The organism is Tritonibacter sp. SIMBA_163, assembly GCF_046535935.1.
Lineage (GTDB): Bacteria > Pseudomonadota > Alphaproteobacteria > Rhodobacterales > Rhodobacteraceae > Epibacterium > Epibacterium scottomollicae.
The window spans coordinates 136457-153678 of the sequence record NZ_JAWJBP010000003.1 but is presented as its reverse complement, the minus strand read 5'-3'; the positions used below and the strand labels follow the sequence as shown (position 1 = coordinate 153678).

16 protein-coding genes are annotated in these 17222 nt (G+C 62.6%); 3 read left to right on the top strand and 13 right to left on the bottom strand.

Going from position 1 to position 17222, the window contains the following annotated elements; all coding sequences use genetic code 11:
- Positions 1-71: 71 nt before the first annotated feature.
- On the bottom strand, positions 72-1115 hold the full coding sequence (gene hemE / locus R0J92_RS07625; RefSeq protein ID WP_411051261.1) for a uroporphyrinogen decarboxylase: 1044 nt from the start codon (positions 1113-1115) through the stop codon (positions 72-74).
- Positions 1116-1236: 121 nt separating this feature from the next.
- Between hemE and hemC the strand changes: the two genes are divergently transcribed.
- Complete coding sequence (gene hemC / locus R0J92_RS07620) at positions 1237-2193, top strand: hydroxymethylbilane synthase (RefSeq protein WP_411051260.1); 957 nt, start codon at positions 1237-1239, stop codon at positions 2191-2193.
- 607 nt (positions 2194-2800) lie between these two features.
- On the opposite strand, the gene R0J92_RS07615 is transcribed toward hemC, so the two are convergent.
- The 5 genes from R0J92_RS07615 to clpS form a co-directional block, all read right to left on the bottom strand.
- Positions 2801-3697, bottom strand: a complete 897-nt coding sequence (locus R0J92_RS07615; RefSeq protein WP_411051411.1) for a GH25 family lysozyme — start codon at positions 3695-3697, stop codon at positions 2801-2803.
- A gap of 123 nt (positions 3698-3820) precedes the next feature.
- Complete coding sequence (gene hemF, locus R0J92_RS07610) at positions 3821-4723, bottom strand: oxygen-dependent coproporphyrinogen oxidase (protein ID WP_411051259.1); 903 nt, start codon at positions 4721-4723, stop codon at positions 3821-3823.
- A gap of 39 nt (positions 4724-4762) precedes the next feature.
- The gene (locus R0J92_RS07605; protein WP_106161548.1) at positions 4763-5566 is read right to left on the bottom strand and encodes an SDR family NAD(P)-dependent oxidoreductase; all 804 of its coding nucleotides are present in this window, start codon (positions 5564-5566) and stop codon (positions 4763-4765) included.
- Between the two features lie 162 nt (positions 5567-5728).
- Entirely contained in the window at positions 5729-6715 is a 987-nt protein-coding gene (locus R0J92_RS07600; RefSeq protein ID WP_411051258.1) for a methyltransferase, read from the bottom strand.
- Between the two features lie 40 nt (positions 6716-6755).
- Entirely contained in the window at positions 6756-7097 is a 342-nt protein-coding gene (gene clpS / locus R0J92_RS07595) for an ATP-dependent Clp protease adapter ClpS (protein WP_172599694.1), read from the bottom strand.
- 90 nt (positions 7098-7187) lie between these two features.
- On the opposite strand from clpS, the gene R0J92_RS07590 reads away from it, so the two are divergent.
- Both R0J92_RS07590 and R0J92_RS07585 read left to right on the top strand, forming a co-directional pair.
- Entirely contained in the window at positions 7188-7901 is a 714-nt protein-coding gene (locus tag R0J92_RS07590) for an HAD family hydrolase (protein ID WP_411051257.1), read from the top strand.
- A 329-nt stretch (positions 7902-8230) separates the two neighbouring features.
- Positions 8231-9934 carry a D-alanyl-D-alanine carboxypeptidase family protein gene (locus R0J92_RS07585; protein WP_411051256.1) on the top strand — a complete coding sequence of 568 codons (1704 nt, stop codon included), beginning with the start codon at positions 8231-8233 and terminating at the stop codon, positions 9932-9934.
- A 183-nt stretch (positions 9935-10117) separates the two neighbouring features.
- On the opposite strand, the gene ccoS is transcribed toward R0J92_RS07585, so the two are convergent.
- The 7 genes from ccoS to R0J92_RS07550 all read right to left on the bottom strand — a co-directional run bounded on the left by ccoS (position 10118) and on the right by R0J92_RS07550 (position 17215).
- Entirely contained in the window at positions 10118-10276 is a 159-nt protein-coding gene (gene ccoS, locus R0J92_RS07580) for a cbb3-type cytochrome oxidase assembly protein CcoS (protein WP_106161540.1), read from the bottom strand.
- Between the two features lie 18 nt (positions 10277-10294).
- Positions 10295-12481, bottom strand: a complete 2187-nt coding sequence (locus R0J92_RS07575) for a heavy metal translocating P-type ATPase (protein WP_411051255.1) — start codon at positions 12479-12481, stop codon at positions 10295-10297.
- Positions 12482-12569: 88 nt separating this feature from the next.
- Entirely contained in the window at positions 12570-13046 is a 477-nt protein-coding gene (locus tag R0J92_RS07570; RefSeq protein WP_106161537.1) for a FixH family protein, read from the bottom strand.
- A gap of 3 nt (positions 13047-13049) precedes the next feature.
- Positions 13050-14480 (bottom strand): cytochrome c oxidase accessory protein CcoG, encoded by a 1431-nt coding sequence (ccoG, locus tag R0J92_RS07565; protein WP_106161535.1) that lies wholly within the window; start codon positions 14478-14480, stop codon positions 13050-13052.
- 147 nt (positions 14481-14627) lie between these two features.
- Positions 14628-15512 carry a LysR substrate-binding domain-containing protein gene (locus tag R0J92_RS07560; protein ID WP_106161533.1) on the bottom strand — a complete coding sequence of 295 codons (885 nt, stop codon included), beginning with the start codon at positions 15510-15512 and terminating at the stop codon, positions 14628-14630.
- Between the two features lie 624 nt (positions 15513-16136).
- Positions 16137-17021: a cytochrome-c oxidase, cbb3-type subunit III gene (gene ccoP, locus R0J92_RS07555; protein ID WP_317384448.1), complete on the bottom strand. Its 885-nt coding sequence runs from the start codon at positions 17019-17021 to the stop codon at positions 16137-16139.
- Complete coding sequence (locus R0J92_RS07550; RefSeq protein WP_106161527.1) at positions 17018-17215, bottom strand: cbb3-type cytochrome c oxidase subunit 3; 198 nt, start codon at positions 17213-17215, stop codon at positions 17018-17020. Before R0J92_RS07550 ends, ccoP begins: the two co-directional genes overlap by 4 nt.
- Positions 17216-17222: the final 7 nt, after the last annotated feature.

The window sequence follows — 17222 nt, the reverse complement described above, 5'->3', positions numbered from 1 at the left end:
ACTCCCCCAACATCTGCGCGCGGGCCGACAGGCCCGCGCTCCGCTGGATTACGCCAAATGGGTTGCCAGACCTACCCGACCGCGCCTTCGCGCACGGTGTCTATCATCAGCTGCACGTTCTCGGGATCCGCATCAGGCGTGATCCCGTGACCGAGGTTGAAGATATGCGGCCCCTTGGAAAACGCTTTCACGATCCGGCGCGTATCCGCCACCAGCTCGTCACCCCCAGTGACCATGTGACGCGACGCAAGATTGCCCTGCACACAGCCATCAACCTGCACATGTGCCGCTGCCCATTCCGGGTCCACGGAGTTATCAAGCGCCACGCAATCCACACCGCTGGCGGCGTGGAAGCCTACATATTTCTCACCCGCCTCGCGCGGGAAACCGATGATCGGAATGCCGGGATGGCGCGCCTTCAGCGCCGCGGTAATTTCGCGGGCAGGCTCCAGCGCGTATTTTTCAAACGCGTCGCCCTTCAACGACCCAGCCCAGCTGTCGAATATCTTCACCACCTCAGCGCCCGCTTCAATCTGGGCGGACAGATAGGCGATGGTGGCTTGCGTGACGCGCGACAGAAGTGCCTCGAACAGGGCGGTATTCTCCATTCTCAGCGCGTGCGCGGGCCCCTGATCGGGGGTGCCGCGACCGGCGATCATATAAGTGGCCACGGTCCAGGGCGCGCCGGCAAAGCCGATCAGCGTAGTCTCAGACGGCAGCGCCCGCGACAAGATGCGTACGGTCTCGTAGATCGGGTTCAAGGTCTCGTGCACATCGCTCGCGGGGCCAAGCTTGGCAAAATCCGCTTCCGAAGTGATGGTGGACAGCCGCGGGCCCTCGCCGGTCACGAACCACAGATCCGCGCCCAGCGCCTGCGGCACCAGAAGGATATCCGCGAACAGAATCGCCGCGTCGAATCCGTATCGGCGGATCGGCTGCAGCGTCACCTCGGCGGCCAGTTCCGGATTGTAGCACAGGCTCAGGAAATCACCGGCCTGCGCCCGCGTCGCACGGTACTCGGGCAGGTAGCGGCCCGCCTGACGCATCATCCAGATTGGCGGCACATCCTGTGTTTCGCCTGCCAATGCGCGCAGGATCGTCTTCTGTTGGCCCATGCTCTGCCCCTTTCATTGCGGTCCCCCTGAGGTCTAGCCTCAGCGGCAAATTGTCAAGGCTCGCCCCTCTTCGCGCGTCGAGTGCTTGCCACGGCATAATGTCGCGATTAATCCTGTGCCCATGAACCTGACCCTGCCCTCTCCCGCTTCGCCCCTGAAGATCGGCACTCGCGGCTCGCCGCTGGCGCTGGCCCAGGCCTATGAGACCCGCGACCGGCTGGCCCGTGCCTTTGAGCTGGAGCCCGCAGCCTTTGACATCGTGGTGATCAAGACCACCGGCGACAACCGCGCCATGATCGACGCAGACCGGCCGCTGAAGGAGATCGGCAACAAGGGGCTGTTCACCAAGGAGATCGAAGAGGCGCTGACCTCCGGCGCCATCGACCTGGCCGTGCATTCGATGAAGGACATGCCGACAGAGCAGCCCGAGGGGCTGATGCTGGACTGCTATCTGCCGCGCGAGGACATGCGCGATGCCTTTGTTTCACCCGGGATCCGCAGGATTGGCGATTTGCCGACCGGCGCGGTGGTGGGCACGTCCTCCCTGCGGCGCCGTGCGCAGCTGCTGAACCGTCGTCCGGACCTTCAGGTGGTGGAGTTTCGCGGCAATGTGCAGACCCGCCTCCAGAAGCTCCACAACGGCGTTGCCAGCGCCACGTTTCTCGCCATGGCCGGCTTGCGCCGCCTGAACATGGCCGAAGAGGTCCCAGCGACCCCCATCGAGGTCGAAGACATGCTCCCCGCAGTGGCACAGGGCGCCATCGGCATCGAACGGCGCAGCGACGATATGACAGCCGCCACCATGCTGGAGGCGATCCACCACGCCGAGACCAGCCTGCGGCTGGCTGCCGAACGGGCCTTCCTCGCCGCGCTTGATGGGTCTTGCGAAACCCCGATCGCGGCGCTGGCAGAGTTGTCCGGCGGCACCTTGCGTCTTCGCGGCCAAATCCTGCGCCCCGATGGGTCCGAGGCTTTGGCGGATGACCAGAGCTGTGCCATTGAGGATGGCGCCGACCTCGGTCGCGGCATGGGCGAGGCGCTGCGGGCGCGGGCGGGCGACGGTTTTTTCAGCCACTGACGCCGGGGCCCGCGCGTCCGACGCCCGCGAGACTGACCTGCCAGCACGGCCGAGGCACACCCCTGCGACGGCATCCGTTGGTTGAATTCAATGTACTGAAGCTGGCAGTCAAATGATCGCTGGCCTTCCAACTGTGGCCAGGCCCGACCAGGCCACTGGGCGGCTTCCGCTGGTGCATTTTCGCCAAACATGGCGCGGCAAAAACATCAAAAACAGCCTCTGAGCTTGCGCGGCGTCTATGCCGCTTCGCCCGGCAGTGCTGGCATCAAATCAGGTGAAGGATTTTTCGCACATCACATGGTCAATCATGTGTCCAGCTGGCAGCTCCCAAGGTTCGCGCGCGGAGGCTGAAAAGCCGGGAGACCAACCGCCTGCGGATCGCAACGGGCTCGGCTTGGTCCCGGATCGAGGCTGACCATACCGACACAACGCCTATCCGCCTTCAGTGCCGTCCGGTTTCGGCTGGCGGGCGCGCTCCCGCCCCTTTGTGGATGAGCCAAAGGCTCCCCAAAAGCGTTGGGCCCGGCAGGGGCGGCGCCGAAGGCGCCGCCCCTGCCCCCGGCGATCCGCGCAAGCGGAGCGCAAAACCTCCTGGTTTCCTTGCAGCCTAGTTCGACACCGTCACCGTTTGCGCCTCGCCGCCTGCGGGCGCCTCAAGTGGCAGATACTTGCGATAGCCCAGCCATTGCAGCCAGTTCTCGGCACCGCCCCCGAAGACGTTCAGGTCCACATTGCCCTTGATCCCCGGCACCGACCCAGTGCCGGTATATTGCCAGAACGCCCAATGCGCACCCGGATAGACCTGCTCCGGGTGCCCGGCCACCGAGCGCAGCCAGAAATCCACCCCCTTCAGCCGACCGATGTCAGTGTCGCGGTAGAAATCCACCGTGGTGTAGACCACCGGGCGGCGGCCATAGTGGGCAGTGATTTTCTTGATGAATCGCTCGGCTTCATGCCGGGCTTCGGCGCCGGAAGGACGCCGTTTGCAGCTGGGCGAGGCATGGTTCCACTCGATGTCCAGCACCGGCGGCAGGCTGCTCGCCTCCTTGGGCACATTGCGGATGAACCAGCGCGCCTGCTCTTCCGGTGTGCGGCAGAAGTAGTAGAAGTGATAGGCCCCGCGCCTCATCCCCGCACGACGGGCGCCGCGCCAGTTCGACTTGAACTCCGGGTCCAAATGATCTCCGCCCTCGGTCGCCTTGATCCAGGCGAAGGACACGCCCGCTCCGCGCACTGCACTCCAGTCGATATCACCCTGATAGCGGGCCACGTCGATACCATGGATCGGATAGGCCCAAGGCTCTCGCATGTCCCAATCGTGGGGGTCATTGTCGCCGTATTTCGGATAGGTCGCCAGCGCCGCATAGGCTCGGGAGAACACCGGGTCGATCACCCGTTCAACCTGCCCCTCCAACGGCGGTGGCGGCACCGGTTCGCGCGTTGTGCTGCCACAGGCCGTGAGTACAGCCAAAAGTCCGAATCCAATAATGCGACGGAATGTCATCATATACCTGCCAAAGAACACTGCCTGCCTTCATAGAGCCGAAGGCAGGCAGTTTCTTCAACGACGAATGAGGCCGACACGCCCCAACCGCGCAGAATGCGCGGGATTACACCGATGCGACAATCAAACCCACTTTGCCAAGGGTGGCAGGCTCATCAGCACCGCGTTGGCGTCATGACCGGTCTCCAGACCAAATTTGGTGCCGCGATCATAGACCAGATTATACTCCGCATAGAGCCCCCGGTGGATCAGCTGCGTATCCTTGTCCGCATCATCACACGCCATGCCGCGACGCGCCTCCACCAGTGGCACATAGGCCGGCAGGAAGGCGCGGCCGATGTCCTGGATCAGCGCAAAATCCGCCTGCCAGTCACCGGTGTTGTGATCGTCGAGGAAAATGCCACCGACACCGCGCGCACGGCCCCGATGCGGGATGTAGAAATACTCGTCCGCCCAGGACGTCAGTCGCGGGTAGAGATCGCCGCCATGCGGGTCGAGATGCGCCTGCTGCACGCCATGAAAATGCGCGGTGTCTTCGGCATATTCAATACAGGGATTGAGGTCAGAACCACCGCCGAACCACCAGCCATGCGGCGTCCAGAACATCCGGGTGTTCATATGCACCGCAGGCACATGCGGGTTGCGCATATGGGCCACCAGCGAAATCCCCGACGCCCAGAAGCGCGGATCATCCTTCATGCCCGGCAGGCCCTTACGTGCGGCCATCGCATTCTGCGCACGCTCCCCAAGGGTGCCGTACACCTCGGAGATATTGACACCGACCTTCTCGAACACGCGACCGCCGCGCATCACGCTCATCAAACCGCCGCCCGCGTCCGATCCATCTTCGGCTGTGCGTTTGGTTTCGGACACATCAAACCGGCCCGCGTCCATCTCTGTGAAAGGGCCCTCGGCGTGGCTGTCCTCCAGCCCCTCGAAACTGGCGACAATCTGGTCACGCAACTCGCGGAACCAGGCCGCCGCGCGTGCCTTTTCCGCACGCATCTCTGTCGTGTTCTCCGCCATCTGGGCCTCCTGAATGGGATCGAAATTCGGGTCGCGCCCTCAATGCACCGGCGCGGTGACGGGATCAAGCAGGGTGCGGCCACCATCCAGCGTCAGCACCTGTCCGGTCATGAAGCCAGAGGCCTCGGAGGCCAGGAACTGCGCCGTCTCGGTCAACTCGGTTGGCGGCGCGATGCGGTTCAGGGGCGTGTGCTCCTCGATGTCCTGACGCAGCGACCTGTTGCCCTTCAGTGTGAGCTGCATCGAGGCACTCATCACCGACCCGAAGGCGATGGAGTTCACCCGAATCTTGTGCGGTGCCAGCGAAACCGCCAGCGAGCGGGTCATCTGGTCCAGCGCGGCAGAGGTCACGGAATAGCCCATCAGGTCCGGGTGGGTGCGGCGGGCGGCGATCGACGACAGGTTTATGATCGCCCCGTTGGCGCCTTCGTCGTCGCGTTCTTCGCCCTGACGGATCATCCGCTTCGCCACATGTTGCGATAGGCGCAATGTGGACATCAGGTTCTGATTCAGCAGGAAGTCCAGACTGTCATCATCGGGGTTGAGCGGGTCACTCGGGACGACCCTGCGGGCCCCGTTGACCAATATGTCGATCCGGTCGAAGGCGTCGATCGTCGCCGACAGCAGATTGGCGATGGTCAGGCGTTCGCGCAAATCCCCGGCAAAGTGCCGGATGTTGCTGTCCTCCACATCGCTGCCGAGTTCCTGCAACAGCGCAGACTCGTCATGATCCACAAACATAACATTGGCGCCTTCGCGCGCAAATTGCCGCCCGATCGCCAGACCGATGCCGTTGGCCGCGCCGGTCACAATGGCGGTTTTGCCGGAGATGGAAAAACTCATGGGAAAGATCCTTGCTTGCGTCAGGCGTCGCGCCTGTTCCTTGGGCCAGGTTGCAGATCGGCGGCCCGGTCAGGGCCACGCGTCCCGGCGACGATAGCCGGAAGACACTGAGAATAGAACAGGTTTTGCACGGCGCATAGAGCGGCGGCGGGATCCCGATATTTAGCGGCTTCGGCGGGGGCGCGCTGCACGCAGAATCTTGAAGCGGTTGTCACCCGTGACCTCTTCCACGGTGACAAAGAGCTCATCCATTGTGGTCTCATATGGCAAATGCCGATTGGCCACCAACCACAGCTGCCCCGACGGTTTCAGCAGCCGCGCCGCATTGGCAATGAATGCCTGCCCCAGCGATGGCTCTGCCGCGCGACCGGTATGGAACGGCGGGTTCATCACCACCGCATCGAGACTGCCCTTGGCGCCCCAATCACGGGCATCCGCCCAGTGGATCTGTGCGCGCGCATCATCGATGTTGCGTCGCGCACAGGCCAGCGCAATATGGTCGGCCTCCACCAGATGCAGCGTTGCGACACTGTCACGGGTCAGGATCTGTGCTGCCAGATACCCCCATCCGGCGCCAAGATCGGCGATCTCCTTGCCCAGTTTGGCGGGCAACGCCTGCGCCAGCAGGCGCGAGGCCGGATCAACCGCATCTGCCGAGAACACACCGGGCGCGGTAACATACCCCTCAGCAATCTCTTGCGCGCCCATGATCCAGTCTGACAGGTCCAGCCCACCGTCGATGCAGAACGCCTTGCCGTGCGCCTTAGAGAGCGCAGCCGAGGGCGTGGTGTGCTTTTTCAATTCCTTGAACATGGAATCGATGCCGTCTGTCTTCAGCCCATCGATCAGAATCGGCCCGTCCGTCGCAGCCGCCGCTTGAGCCACCAACTGTCGCGCCTGCGGCTTGGCACGTGGAATGAACACCACCGCCGCCGCGTAGCGTGCATCCGCATCTCCCTCGGCACTGCACGCGAAACCGCGACTGGTCCAGCTGTCGAACTCTGGTTTCAACGGTTGGATGATTTCCACCTGCGCCTGTGGCAACGCAGAAAGGTCATGGCCTTCACGCGGATGAAAGACGGCGATTCGCCCCGTTTCGGGAACAGCGAAATCGCCCGATTGAACCGCAAGGCTCAGGCGTTGGGACATCGGTTTGGACCTTTCATGGACTGTTCCGCAGGGGGCGCGATCAGTCGTCTTTTTCCATTGTGCACTGCAGAGGGTGCTGGTGGCGCCGGGCGTAATCCATCACCTGCGCGACCTTGGTTTCTGCCACTTCATGGCTGAACACACCTACAACGGCGAGACCCTTTTTATGCACAGTCAGCATGATTTCAAAGGCTTGCGCGTGATTGAGGCCAAAGAACCGCTCCAGCACGATGACAACGAATTCCATCGGTGTGTAGTCGTCATTGAGCAGCAGCACCTTGTAGCGCGGCGGCCGCTGCGTCCGCGGGCGAGTCTTGGTCAGAACACCAAGGTCGCTCTCGTCATCCGGATTGTCCGACATCATCACGGGGTGCTTTAGCATGGGATCGTAAGTTTCCAGTCGTGCATCTGCGTTCTTCACCGGCTTATATAGAGGAAGAGACAGTAAGGAAAAGAGATTGAGGTCAGGATAATGTCACGCGCGCTCACCACTATCGGTTTTGATGCTGACGACACACTTTGGCACAATGAACGCTTTTTCCGCGTCACTCAGGACCGCTTTGCCGAACTGCTGATGGATCACACACCTGATGACATGGGTCCCGACACCCTGGAGCGCAAGCTGCTGGACGCAGAAAAACGCAACCTTGGCGCCTATGGGTATGGGGTAAAGGGCTTTACCCTGTCGATGATCGAAACCGCGATCGACGTCACCGAGGGGCGCGTGCCCACCGCGGTGATCAAGGAACTTCTGGAAGCCGGGCAGATGATGTTGTCCTTCCCGATCGAGCTGCTGCCCCATGCCCGTACTGCGGTCGAGGCCGTGGCCGAGGACTACCGCGTGGTGCTGGTCACCAAGGGCGATCTGCTGGATCAAGAGCGCAAGCTGGCGCAATCGGGGTTGGGTGATTTGTTCGACGCCGTCGAAGTCGTCTCGGAAAAGACGCCGCAGGTTTATGTCGACATCTTCAATCGACACGGCAACGGGGTGGAAAATGCGCTGATGGCCGGAAACTCCATGCGCTCGGACGTGGTCCCCGTGGTCGAGGCCGGCGGTCATGGCGTATATGTGCCTCACGGTCTGGTGTGGGAGGTCGAACACGCCGAAGCCCCCGCTCACAGCGCCAGGTTTCACGAAATCCCGAATCTGGGCGCGTTGCCCTCACTTGTCGCGCGCCTCGGCTAACTCCCGCCGATCCGGGCGATTCCTGTTAACCGTTTGTTCACTACTGTGGTCAGAAGGCCTCATCTGTTAGGAAAACATGGCCTAGACTGCTGCCGAGCACGGTAGCCTGTGACAGAAAATTACGCGCCCTCCGCGATGTCGCGCCTCTGAATATAGAGAACGGGCTGCTGCGAACCACTACATCTCGTCACACAAAAACGTCTGCATATCGCAGAACGACGCGTGGCGTTTTTTGTTCCTTCACAACTGGTTTCGTCAGCATACCAGCTATGATACGCTTATCAGAGCAGACAAAAGGTCAGCCGAAAAACCGGCGGCACGAGGCAGACATGGCAGTGATTTTTCAGGTCGATGGCGGTCGTCCCTCCTCCTTTTGGGCGGGTATTGATCGCGTGAAACGTCGAAACGCAGGACAAACGATTCTCAAAACAGCGACGCGTGCATGCAGGCGGGCCGCTCAGGGACTGGCGCTTGCCGTCGGCATGGTGGCCCTGCAGCCCGATGTGGCAAGGGCCGCGCCCTATGCGGCGATGGTGATGGACGCGCGCACCGGCGAGGTGCTGCATTCGCGCAACGCCGACACCAGGCTGCATCCCGCCTCTCTGACCAAGATGATGACGCTCTACATCGCCTTTGAGGCGGTACGGAACGGCGAAATCGACCTCGACACGATGATCACCGTCTCTCGCAACGCCGAGGCAGAGCCGCCCTCAGAGCTGGGCCTGCGCCGGGGGCAGAAGATCGCACTGCGTTATCTGATCCGTGCCGCAGCGGTAAAGTCCGCCAACGACGCGGCCACCGCCATCGGCGAATCGATCTCTGGCTCCGAAGCCGCCTTTGCCCGCCGCATGAACCGTACGGCCAAGGCCCTGGGCATGACGCGCACCACCTTCAAGAACGCCCATGGCCTCACCGCGAGCGGGCATCTGTCAACGGCCCGGGACATGTCGCTTCTGGGGCGCCATATGCTCTATGATTATCCCGAATATTATAACCTCTTCTCGCGCAGATCGACCAATGCGGGAATGAAGGTGGTCTACAACACCAACCGGCGCTTTCTGGCTGCCTACAGAGGTGCTGACGGGATCAAGACCGGCTACACCCGCGCCGCTGGGTTCAACCTCGTGTCCTCGGCAAAACGCGGCGACGAACGCATCATAGCCACCGTCTTTGGCGGCACCTCGACTGCAGCACGCAACGCCAAGATCGCTGAACTTCTCGACCTCGGCTTCCGCCGGGCCCCGGCCTACGCGAAACTGCAGAAACCGTCGCTGCCACCGTACACGGGCAACAGTGGCCTGGGGGTCCGTCTGGCAGAGGAAGACAGCCATGGCCTTGCAGGCAAGACCATTCGCGTCAGTGGTGTAATTTCGGAAACCCTGCGTCCTCGGGCCCGCCCCGTTCCGGAGGTTGATCCTGCAATGTTGGTGGCTGAAGCCGTCGTGCCCGAACAGGACGCCACCGAGGAGGTCGAAGACATCCAAGTGGCAGCACTGGACACGGACGCGTTGCAATCCGGGATCAACAGCGCGCTTCTTGAGGTTACCGAAGTCTCGGAGGTTTCCGCCATTCAGCCGGTTGCCCGCCCTGACAGTCGGCAGTCGGACATCGACGGTGAGGACGCCCTCAAAGCCGAGATCAGCACCGCTGTTGCCAAGGCTGTGTCCGCACCAACGCCAACCCAACGTCGCTACACCGGCCCGCGTCCACAAGTCCGCCCGTCGTCGCTGGAAACACAGATCGCCTCAGTCGAGGAAGAACCCGTTGTCGTGACACGCCTCTCGACTTCCGGAGGGCGCTATTGGGGCATCAACGTCGGTCGCTACCCCAACCGTTTCCAGGCGGAAAAGGTTCTGCTGCGCACCGCATTGGCAGAGATGGAAACGCTCGATGGGTCCCTGCGCAAGGTCGTACAGAACCCGCGTGGATTTGACGCCAACTTCCTCGGCATGACCAAGGAGGGTGCAGCGCTTGCCTGCCGTCGCCTGAACTCGCGCAATGTGACCTGTGAAACTCTGGGTCCGGCATCGTGACCTGACGAAATGCGCAACCCACCGGAGCGCCTGTTTCGGTGGTTGCGAGCGCGCTCAAGATGCGTAACGACAATTGGGCCCGGTGCCGCGATCACGGCATCGGGCCCTTTTTGTGTCTTGGCGCTGAGGAAAACCCTCGAACGCGTTGCGCTTGTTGCGGCAGGGCAGTCGCCCGCCCGCTTGTCACGGCTTGGGGTGATCATCCCATTCGTCACTCAGGATCCGCCGCGCGTCCCCTTCCGGGTCGTCATACTGATCAGAGCGCACGGTATAGATAAACGCGATCAGCCCTGCCCCGCCAAGGATCAGGGAGATCGGGATGAGATAGGACAGGACGGTCATGTGGAGCTCCTTTGCCCCTCAGCGCAGGCGCAACGCGTTGAGAGACACGGTGATCGAAGAGGTAGACATCGCCAGCGCCGCAATCAGCGGGGTCGCCAGACCAGCAATCGCCAGCGGCACCGCGATGATATTGTAAAGCGTGGCGATGCGAAAGTTCTCGCGGATGCGCCGCGTGGCACGTTCCGCCACGCCGCAGGCCTCGGCGATCGGGGTCAGATCCTTGCCCAGCAAAACGATATCAGAGGCCACCCGCGCCGCGTCCAGCGCCGAGGCAGGAGAGATCGACACATGCGCGCCGGCCAGTGCGGCCGTATCATTGAGCCCGTCACCGACCATCAGAACCTTGCGGCCCTCCTCGGTCAGTTGCGCCACCCGCGCGGCCTTGTCTTCGGGCAGCGCGTCCGCCACCCAGTTTTGAATACCGAGGCGACTGGCCATGTCTTCCACCGCCGCCGTTGTGTCACCAGATAGCAGGATCACCTTCTTGCCGCTGTCCTGCAGGGCGCCCACCACCTCTGCGGCACCGGGGCGCAGGGCGTCGGCAAAGCGGATAGCCACCGGCGGCACGCCCGCGCCCAGATCCAGCCAGGTCGCGGTTTGCGTCAGCTGCGCCTCTGCCCCGACCCAGGCCGCGCGGCCCAGACGCACGCGCACGCCCGCCAGCGTCGCCTCGGTGCCGTAGCCGGGCACCTCTTGCAGATCCTGCACGGAGGCCGCTGCTACGCCTGCCTCACGCGCCGCACGGCTCAGCGCCAGTGCCAGCGGATGCGAAGACCCTTCGGCCAGTGCCAGCGCCGCAGACAGTTGATCGGCGCCAAGATCGCCAAGATTCACCACCTCGGGCGTGCCTGCAGTCAGGGTGCCAGTCTTGTCGAACACCACCGTGTCGACCTGTGCCAGCCGTTCCAATGCGGTAGAATGTTTGACCAGCAGCCCGGCGCGGAACAGCCGCCCGGAGGCCGCCGTGGTCACCGCTGGCACCGCCAGCCCCAGCGCACAGGGACAGGTGATGATCAGCACCGCCGCGGCGATGTTCAGCGCCGTGCGCATGTCGAACGTGTAAAGATACCAGCCCACAAACGCGAGTGCGGAAAGGATATGCACCCCCGGCGCATAGAGTTTTGCGGCGCTGTCGGCCAGTGAAGTATAGCGCGAACGGCCCGACTCGGCGATGGCCACCAGATCGGCCATACGATGCAGCGAGGTCTCCTCTCCGACCGCCAAGGCGCGAATGGTGAGCGGGCCGGTCAGGTTGACCTCCCCTGCGGAAACCTGCGCGCCGGGTTCCCCCAGAACCGGCAGGGTTTCCCCGGTCAGTAAAGACCGATCCAGTTCAGAGCGCCCCTCCACGATCTCGCCGTCCACCGGCATGCGGCCGCCCGGTCGCACGCGGATCAGATCACCGATGGCCAGATCCGCAACCGAGACTTCTTCCTCCTGCCCCTGAGCGTTCAGGCGCCAGGCACGGGGCACCTCCAGCGCGGACAGCTCTTCGGCGGCAGACCGCGCCGCCGCACGCGTGCGGTGATCGAGATAGCGGCCCGCCAACAGGAAGAAGGTCAACGTTAGCGCCGCGTCAAAATAAGCGTGTTCTCCCGACAGCGAGGTTTCCCACAGCGAAGTCACCAACGCCAGAAACAGTGCCAGAACAATCGGCACATCCATATTGAGGCGCCGTGCTCGGAGCGCGCTCCAGGCGCTGCGGAAAAACGGCTGACCACAATAGAGGATCGCGGGAAAGGTGATCGCGGCGGAGATCCAGTGGAACATATCGCGGGTGGCATCCGACGCCCCGGACCAGACCGAGATCGACAGCAGCATCACATTCATCGAGGCAAAGCCCGCGACCGCCAGCCGCAACAGCAGTTCACGTCCAGCGCGATTGGTCTCTGTCGCGGCAAGGGCCGCGAGATCAAGCTCGTGCGCCTCAAAGCCCAAGCCCTCACAGACCGGGATCAGGTCGCTGGCGCACATCTCCGGCTCGGCCTCCACTAATGCCCGCTTCAGTGTCAGATTGACGCGCGCGGAGCGCACTCCGGGCGTCTGGGACAGGCCGCGCTCGACCGTAGAGATACAGGCCTGACAATGGATCGTGGGCAGGGAAATGGCGAGGCGCGCCTCGGTCGGGGCAGTCTCAACCGCCTCGGACGGGGCCGCCACGCAGCCGGGGCACACGGCAGTCTGATGGCGCAGCACGGTGGTCATAGAACCCTCTCACATGACAGGTCGCTGAAGACACCCCATCCGAACAGGGGACGCACCCGTTCGTCAGCCTGCAGCATCAGCATTGGTTTCATTTCTGCACATGCAGGATCACGCGCTGGGAAAACTCAGTGCCGTCCTCGGCCCGCGCAACCATGCGGATGTTCCAGTTGCCCGGCGCCAGTTTCGCCGGGGCAACATAAGCATCCCCGTCAAAGACGAACGCAGGTGTCTGGTCGTCTTTGACATGGGTCGCGCGCCCCAGCGTTGCGGTCAGGGAGGCCGCCTCCACCGGTGCGCCGTTGCGATCCGTGATCTCCAGCTTTACCCGATCCCCGACGGCGGAGGCGTAGACCGACCAGCCCAGCGCCTCCTGTGCCGCACGGCGGATATCGAATTCCTGGCTGGCGACATAGGAGTTCTTCACTTCCAGCCCCGGAAATGTCCGCACCGCGCTCACCGCCATGTAGATATTCACCGCGATGATGATCCCAAAGCAGCCGACGCAGAGCGCGAGCATGTGCTTGCCGGTAAATTCACGCTGCTTCGCCGGTGTCTCAGTGGTCATGGGTCAGTTCCCCCGCCCGTTGAATGTGGTGTCGCGATAGGCGCGCTCGCCCGAACTCAGATCCTCGACCCAAAGCCGCAAACCGGTCGTATCCGCCTCAGCAGGTGCCGTGCCCCGCGGTGCAGTGACGTAGACCCGCTGCAGGCTGGCGGTATCGGCGGGCACCTCAACCGTAACACCCTCTTCGCCCTCGAGCGAGACCGCCAACGACTGATCGCCCACCAATGACAGCTCGAACATCCGGGCCTCGCCATTCTTGTTCGACAGACGCACGTCATATGTGTTGCGGATCGTGCCGTCCGACAAGGTCACAAAGGTCGGATTGCGAACCGGAGCCACGGTCATGTTGATGTCAGCGCGGATGAACAGCGCAAACACCAGCGCCAACCCCACGCCGCCCCAAAGCAAAGTGTACATCACGGTGCGTGGGCGCAGGACATGCTTCCACACAGGGCGCGGTGTCTTGCCCGCACGTTCGTTTGTCTCATCCGACAGTGCCATGTAGTCGATCAGACCGCGCGGCTTGCCCACCTTGTCCATGATGTCGTCGCAGGCATCAATGCAGAGCGCGCAGGTGATGCACTCCATCTGCTGACCCTTGCGGATATCGATGCCCATCGGGCAGACATTGACGCAGGCCATGCAATCGATGCAATCGCCCAGGTTTTCAGCCTCTTCCGACTTGCGATGCTTGCCGCGTGGCTCGCCCCGCCAGTCGCGGTAGCCAACGGTCAGCGTGTCTTCGTCCATCATCGCCGCCTGGATGCGGGGCCAGGGGCAGGCATAGATGCAGATCTGCTCGCGGGCAAACCCGCCAAAGAAAAACGTGGTGAAGGTCAGGATTGCCATGGTGGTATAGGCTGCGGGATGCGCCTGCCCGGTCACCAGATCCTGCAGCAAGGTCGGCGCGTCGGCAAAGTAGAAGACCCAGGCCCCGCCCGTGGCGAGACCAATAAACAGCCAGGCCACCCATTTGGTCAGCCGCAGGCGTATCTTCTTGAAGTCCAGTTTTTTCTGCCGGTGCAAGCGCAGTCGGGCGTTTCGGTCGCCCTCGATCCAGCGCTCCACCAAGATAAAGAGGTCAGTCCAGACCGTCTGTGGGCAGGCATAGCCACACCAGACGCGACCCAATGCCGAGGTGAACAGAAACAACCCAAGGCCCGCCATGATGAGCAGGCCGGCAACGAAGTAGAATTCATGCGGCCAGATCTCGATCCAGAAGAAATAGAACCGCCGCCCGGCCAGATCCAGCAACACCGCCTGATCCGACAACTCAGGGCCGCGATCCCAGCGTATCCATGGCAGCAGATAGTAGATACCCAGGGTGACCGCCATGATCACCCATTTGAGAGTGCGGAACTTTCCCGACACCCGGCGAGGAAAGATAGGCTCCCGCGCGGCATAGAGGCTGGGGGTTTGGCTCGAATCGCTCAACTTCTGGCTCCGATCCTGTGACAGGTCTGATTGTGTTCTCCCAGAGGCCGCGGGTCGAGACTTTGACGTGGATCAAAAATCGCATCCCAAATGTGCATTTCGCACAAGTCGCGCGGCCCGCCGGGAGACCGCACTCGGTTTGTGCAGTCAGCTCAAAGCGGTAGATGCCCGCTCTCGGCGCAACCAGTTGACGAAATGCCGCGCACCAGGGCGCAACACGCCGGGACGGTGCACGATATGGTAGCCACGCCCTTGTTCTTCTTGGAAAAGCTCGATCAGCCGGCCCGCCTTGACGTCCGGCGCGACGAAATCGCGCACCGAGACGGCGACCCCCTGCCCGCCTCGTAGCGCCTCCATCAGAAGGTTTCCCGGCAATACGACTCGTCCCGCCTTCAGCCCGTCCTCAACCCCGCGTGAGCGCAGCCAGACGGAGGCCTCGTTGGTCCCAATCTCCTCGAGCCAGGGCAGATCGAGCAAATCTTCAGGCCGGTTCACGCGCCGCTGGTCCAGCAGCCCGGGCGCAGCAACCACCGCCATTGGCGAGGGCAGCAGCATCTCGGCCTCAAGGCCCGGCCAATTGCCGTGCCCGTAGCGCAGCGCCACGTCGATCCCGCCCGGCGTCAATTGCACCACCTCGCCAGTGGGGTCGATGACCAGATCCACTGCCGGGTAGGCCTGTCGGAAACCAGCCAGTCGCGGCATCAACCAATGGGTCGCAAACATCGGTGTGCAAGTGACATGCAGCGGCTGCCCCGCCCCGCGCGTTGTCAGATCTTGCACCGCGACCCGAATGGCACCGAACCCCAGCGTCAATGCCTGTGCCAGCTGCTCGCCTTCGACCGTCAGACGCAGCGCCCGTCCAGAGCGATCCAGCAGCGGCACGCCCATATGCGCCTCCAGCTGCCGCAATTGCTGGCTGATCGCAGCGTGGCTGACGTTCAAAGCCACGCCGGCCTGTTGCAGCGTGCCGCTTTCGGCAAAGACCGCAAAAGCGCGCAGAGCGGAAAGCGAGGGCATGTCACGCCATTGCATGTGTAAGCTATCCTTACATGTTGGATTTCTTCCTGACTCGCATAACCAGGGCCATCAGGCAAGTATGAGCGCAGATCCAGCGTATGGATCCGCCGAAAAGGAGAGCGCCCATGTTAGTTGATATTTATGCTCGTACGATGCTGAACGCGACCCGTCACAGCGATCTGCCACAACGCCCACTGCCCGAGGCCTACAGCACTCCGCCCGCGGCCCCCGGCCTGCTGCGGCGTGTGTGGCGCCGGCTGACGGCGCTTCGGTCCCCTCTGGTCACACCGCCCAAGCCTTGCGAGCCCATGCCAGCGCCGTGCAAATAGAGACACGACGATAATGAGAGACGTAGTGGCACCGATCTCCCGGGAAACGCACAAACAAGCGGGGGATCGGTGCCAGACGCGCCCGCCCTCAAATTGGGGGCGAGACGAAGCGGGGTTCAGACCTGACACGATAGTCTTCCCAACCATGGCCTGACCCCGTCTTAGGTCAAAATTGCCAGCAGTCGGGTACCGTCGCCTTGATGCAAATCAATCTAGGCGCGTTTTCGACGCGATCACCGGCGTCGACAGCAACGAAAAAGGCCGCCCCCGATGGGAGCGGCCGGTCATTTACGTTTGGACAATCTCGCGATTACTCGCCGCCGCCCAATTGGTGCACATAGGCGCTGACCGCGCGAATTTCCGCCTCGCTCAGGCGTGTGTCCCAGTTCGGCATCACGCCAAAGCGGGAGTTCCACACCGTCTCGTAGAGGGTGTCGTAGTCACCGCCATAGAGCCAGATCGCGTCCTTCAGATTCGGCGCGCCCTGATAGATGTCGCCGGACGCATCCTCGCCGTGACACGCAGTGCAGTTCTCCTCAAACACCACTGCACCGGCCTGTACTTCGGAGGCATCATCAGGCGTGCCCGACAGCGACATCACGTAGTTGACCACCTGGCTGACTTGCTCTTTCTCCAGCAGCTCATCGCGACCAAAGGCCGGCATCGCGGAGTAGCGCGCGTCATCGCTTTCCTCGTTGCGAATACCGTAGGAGACGGTGGTGTGGATATCCTCCATCGTACCACCCCAAAGCCAGTCATCATCCAGCAGGTTCGGATAGCCCTTGGCCCCCGCCGCGCCGGAGCCGTGGCACTGGGCGCACCACGTCTTGAACACAGCAGAGCCAGCAGAAACGGCGTAGCCCTCAAGCTCCGGATGCCCCGGGATCGCAGCCAGTTCCAGCGCTTCCAGCTCTGCGTTGATGGGCGCGTTCGCGGTTTCAACCGCAGCGATCTCTGCTTCGACCTTGGCGCGCGAGGACCAGCCCAGCATGCCAGAGGTTGCTTCGCTGACCATCGGCCACGCGGGGTAGGCGATGGTATAGCCAACCGCCCAGACGATGGTGGCGTAGAAGACCAGGAGCCACCAGCGTGGCATCGGGTTGTCGAACTCCGTGATGCCGTCCCACTCATGGCCGGTGGTGTTGGGATCACCTTCTTGGATTTCGACTTTGTTGTCTTTGCCCGTATCACTCATTTCTGGGCCTCCGATTGAGCGGCGCTCTCGGTCGCCGGCTTGTCCGCATTGCGGAAGGGGATATTGGCTGTGTCCTCGTAGGCCTTGGTCGATCCGGGCCGAAAGGCCCAGATGATGACACCCACGAAGAACAGGAAGAGGAACAGCAGCATCCAGCTGTCAGCGAACTGGCGCAGCAGGGAATATGTTTCCATGGCTCTA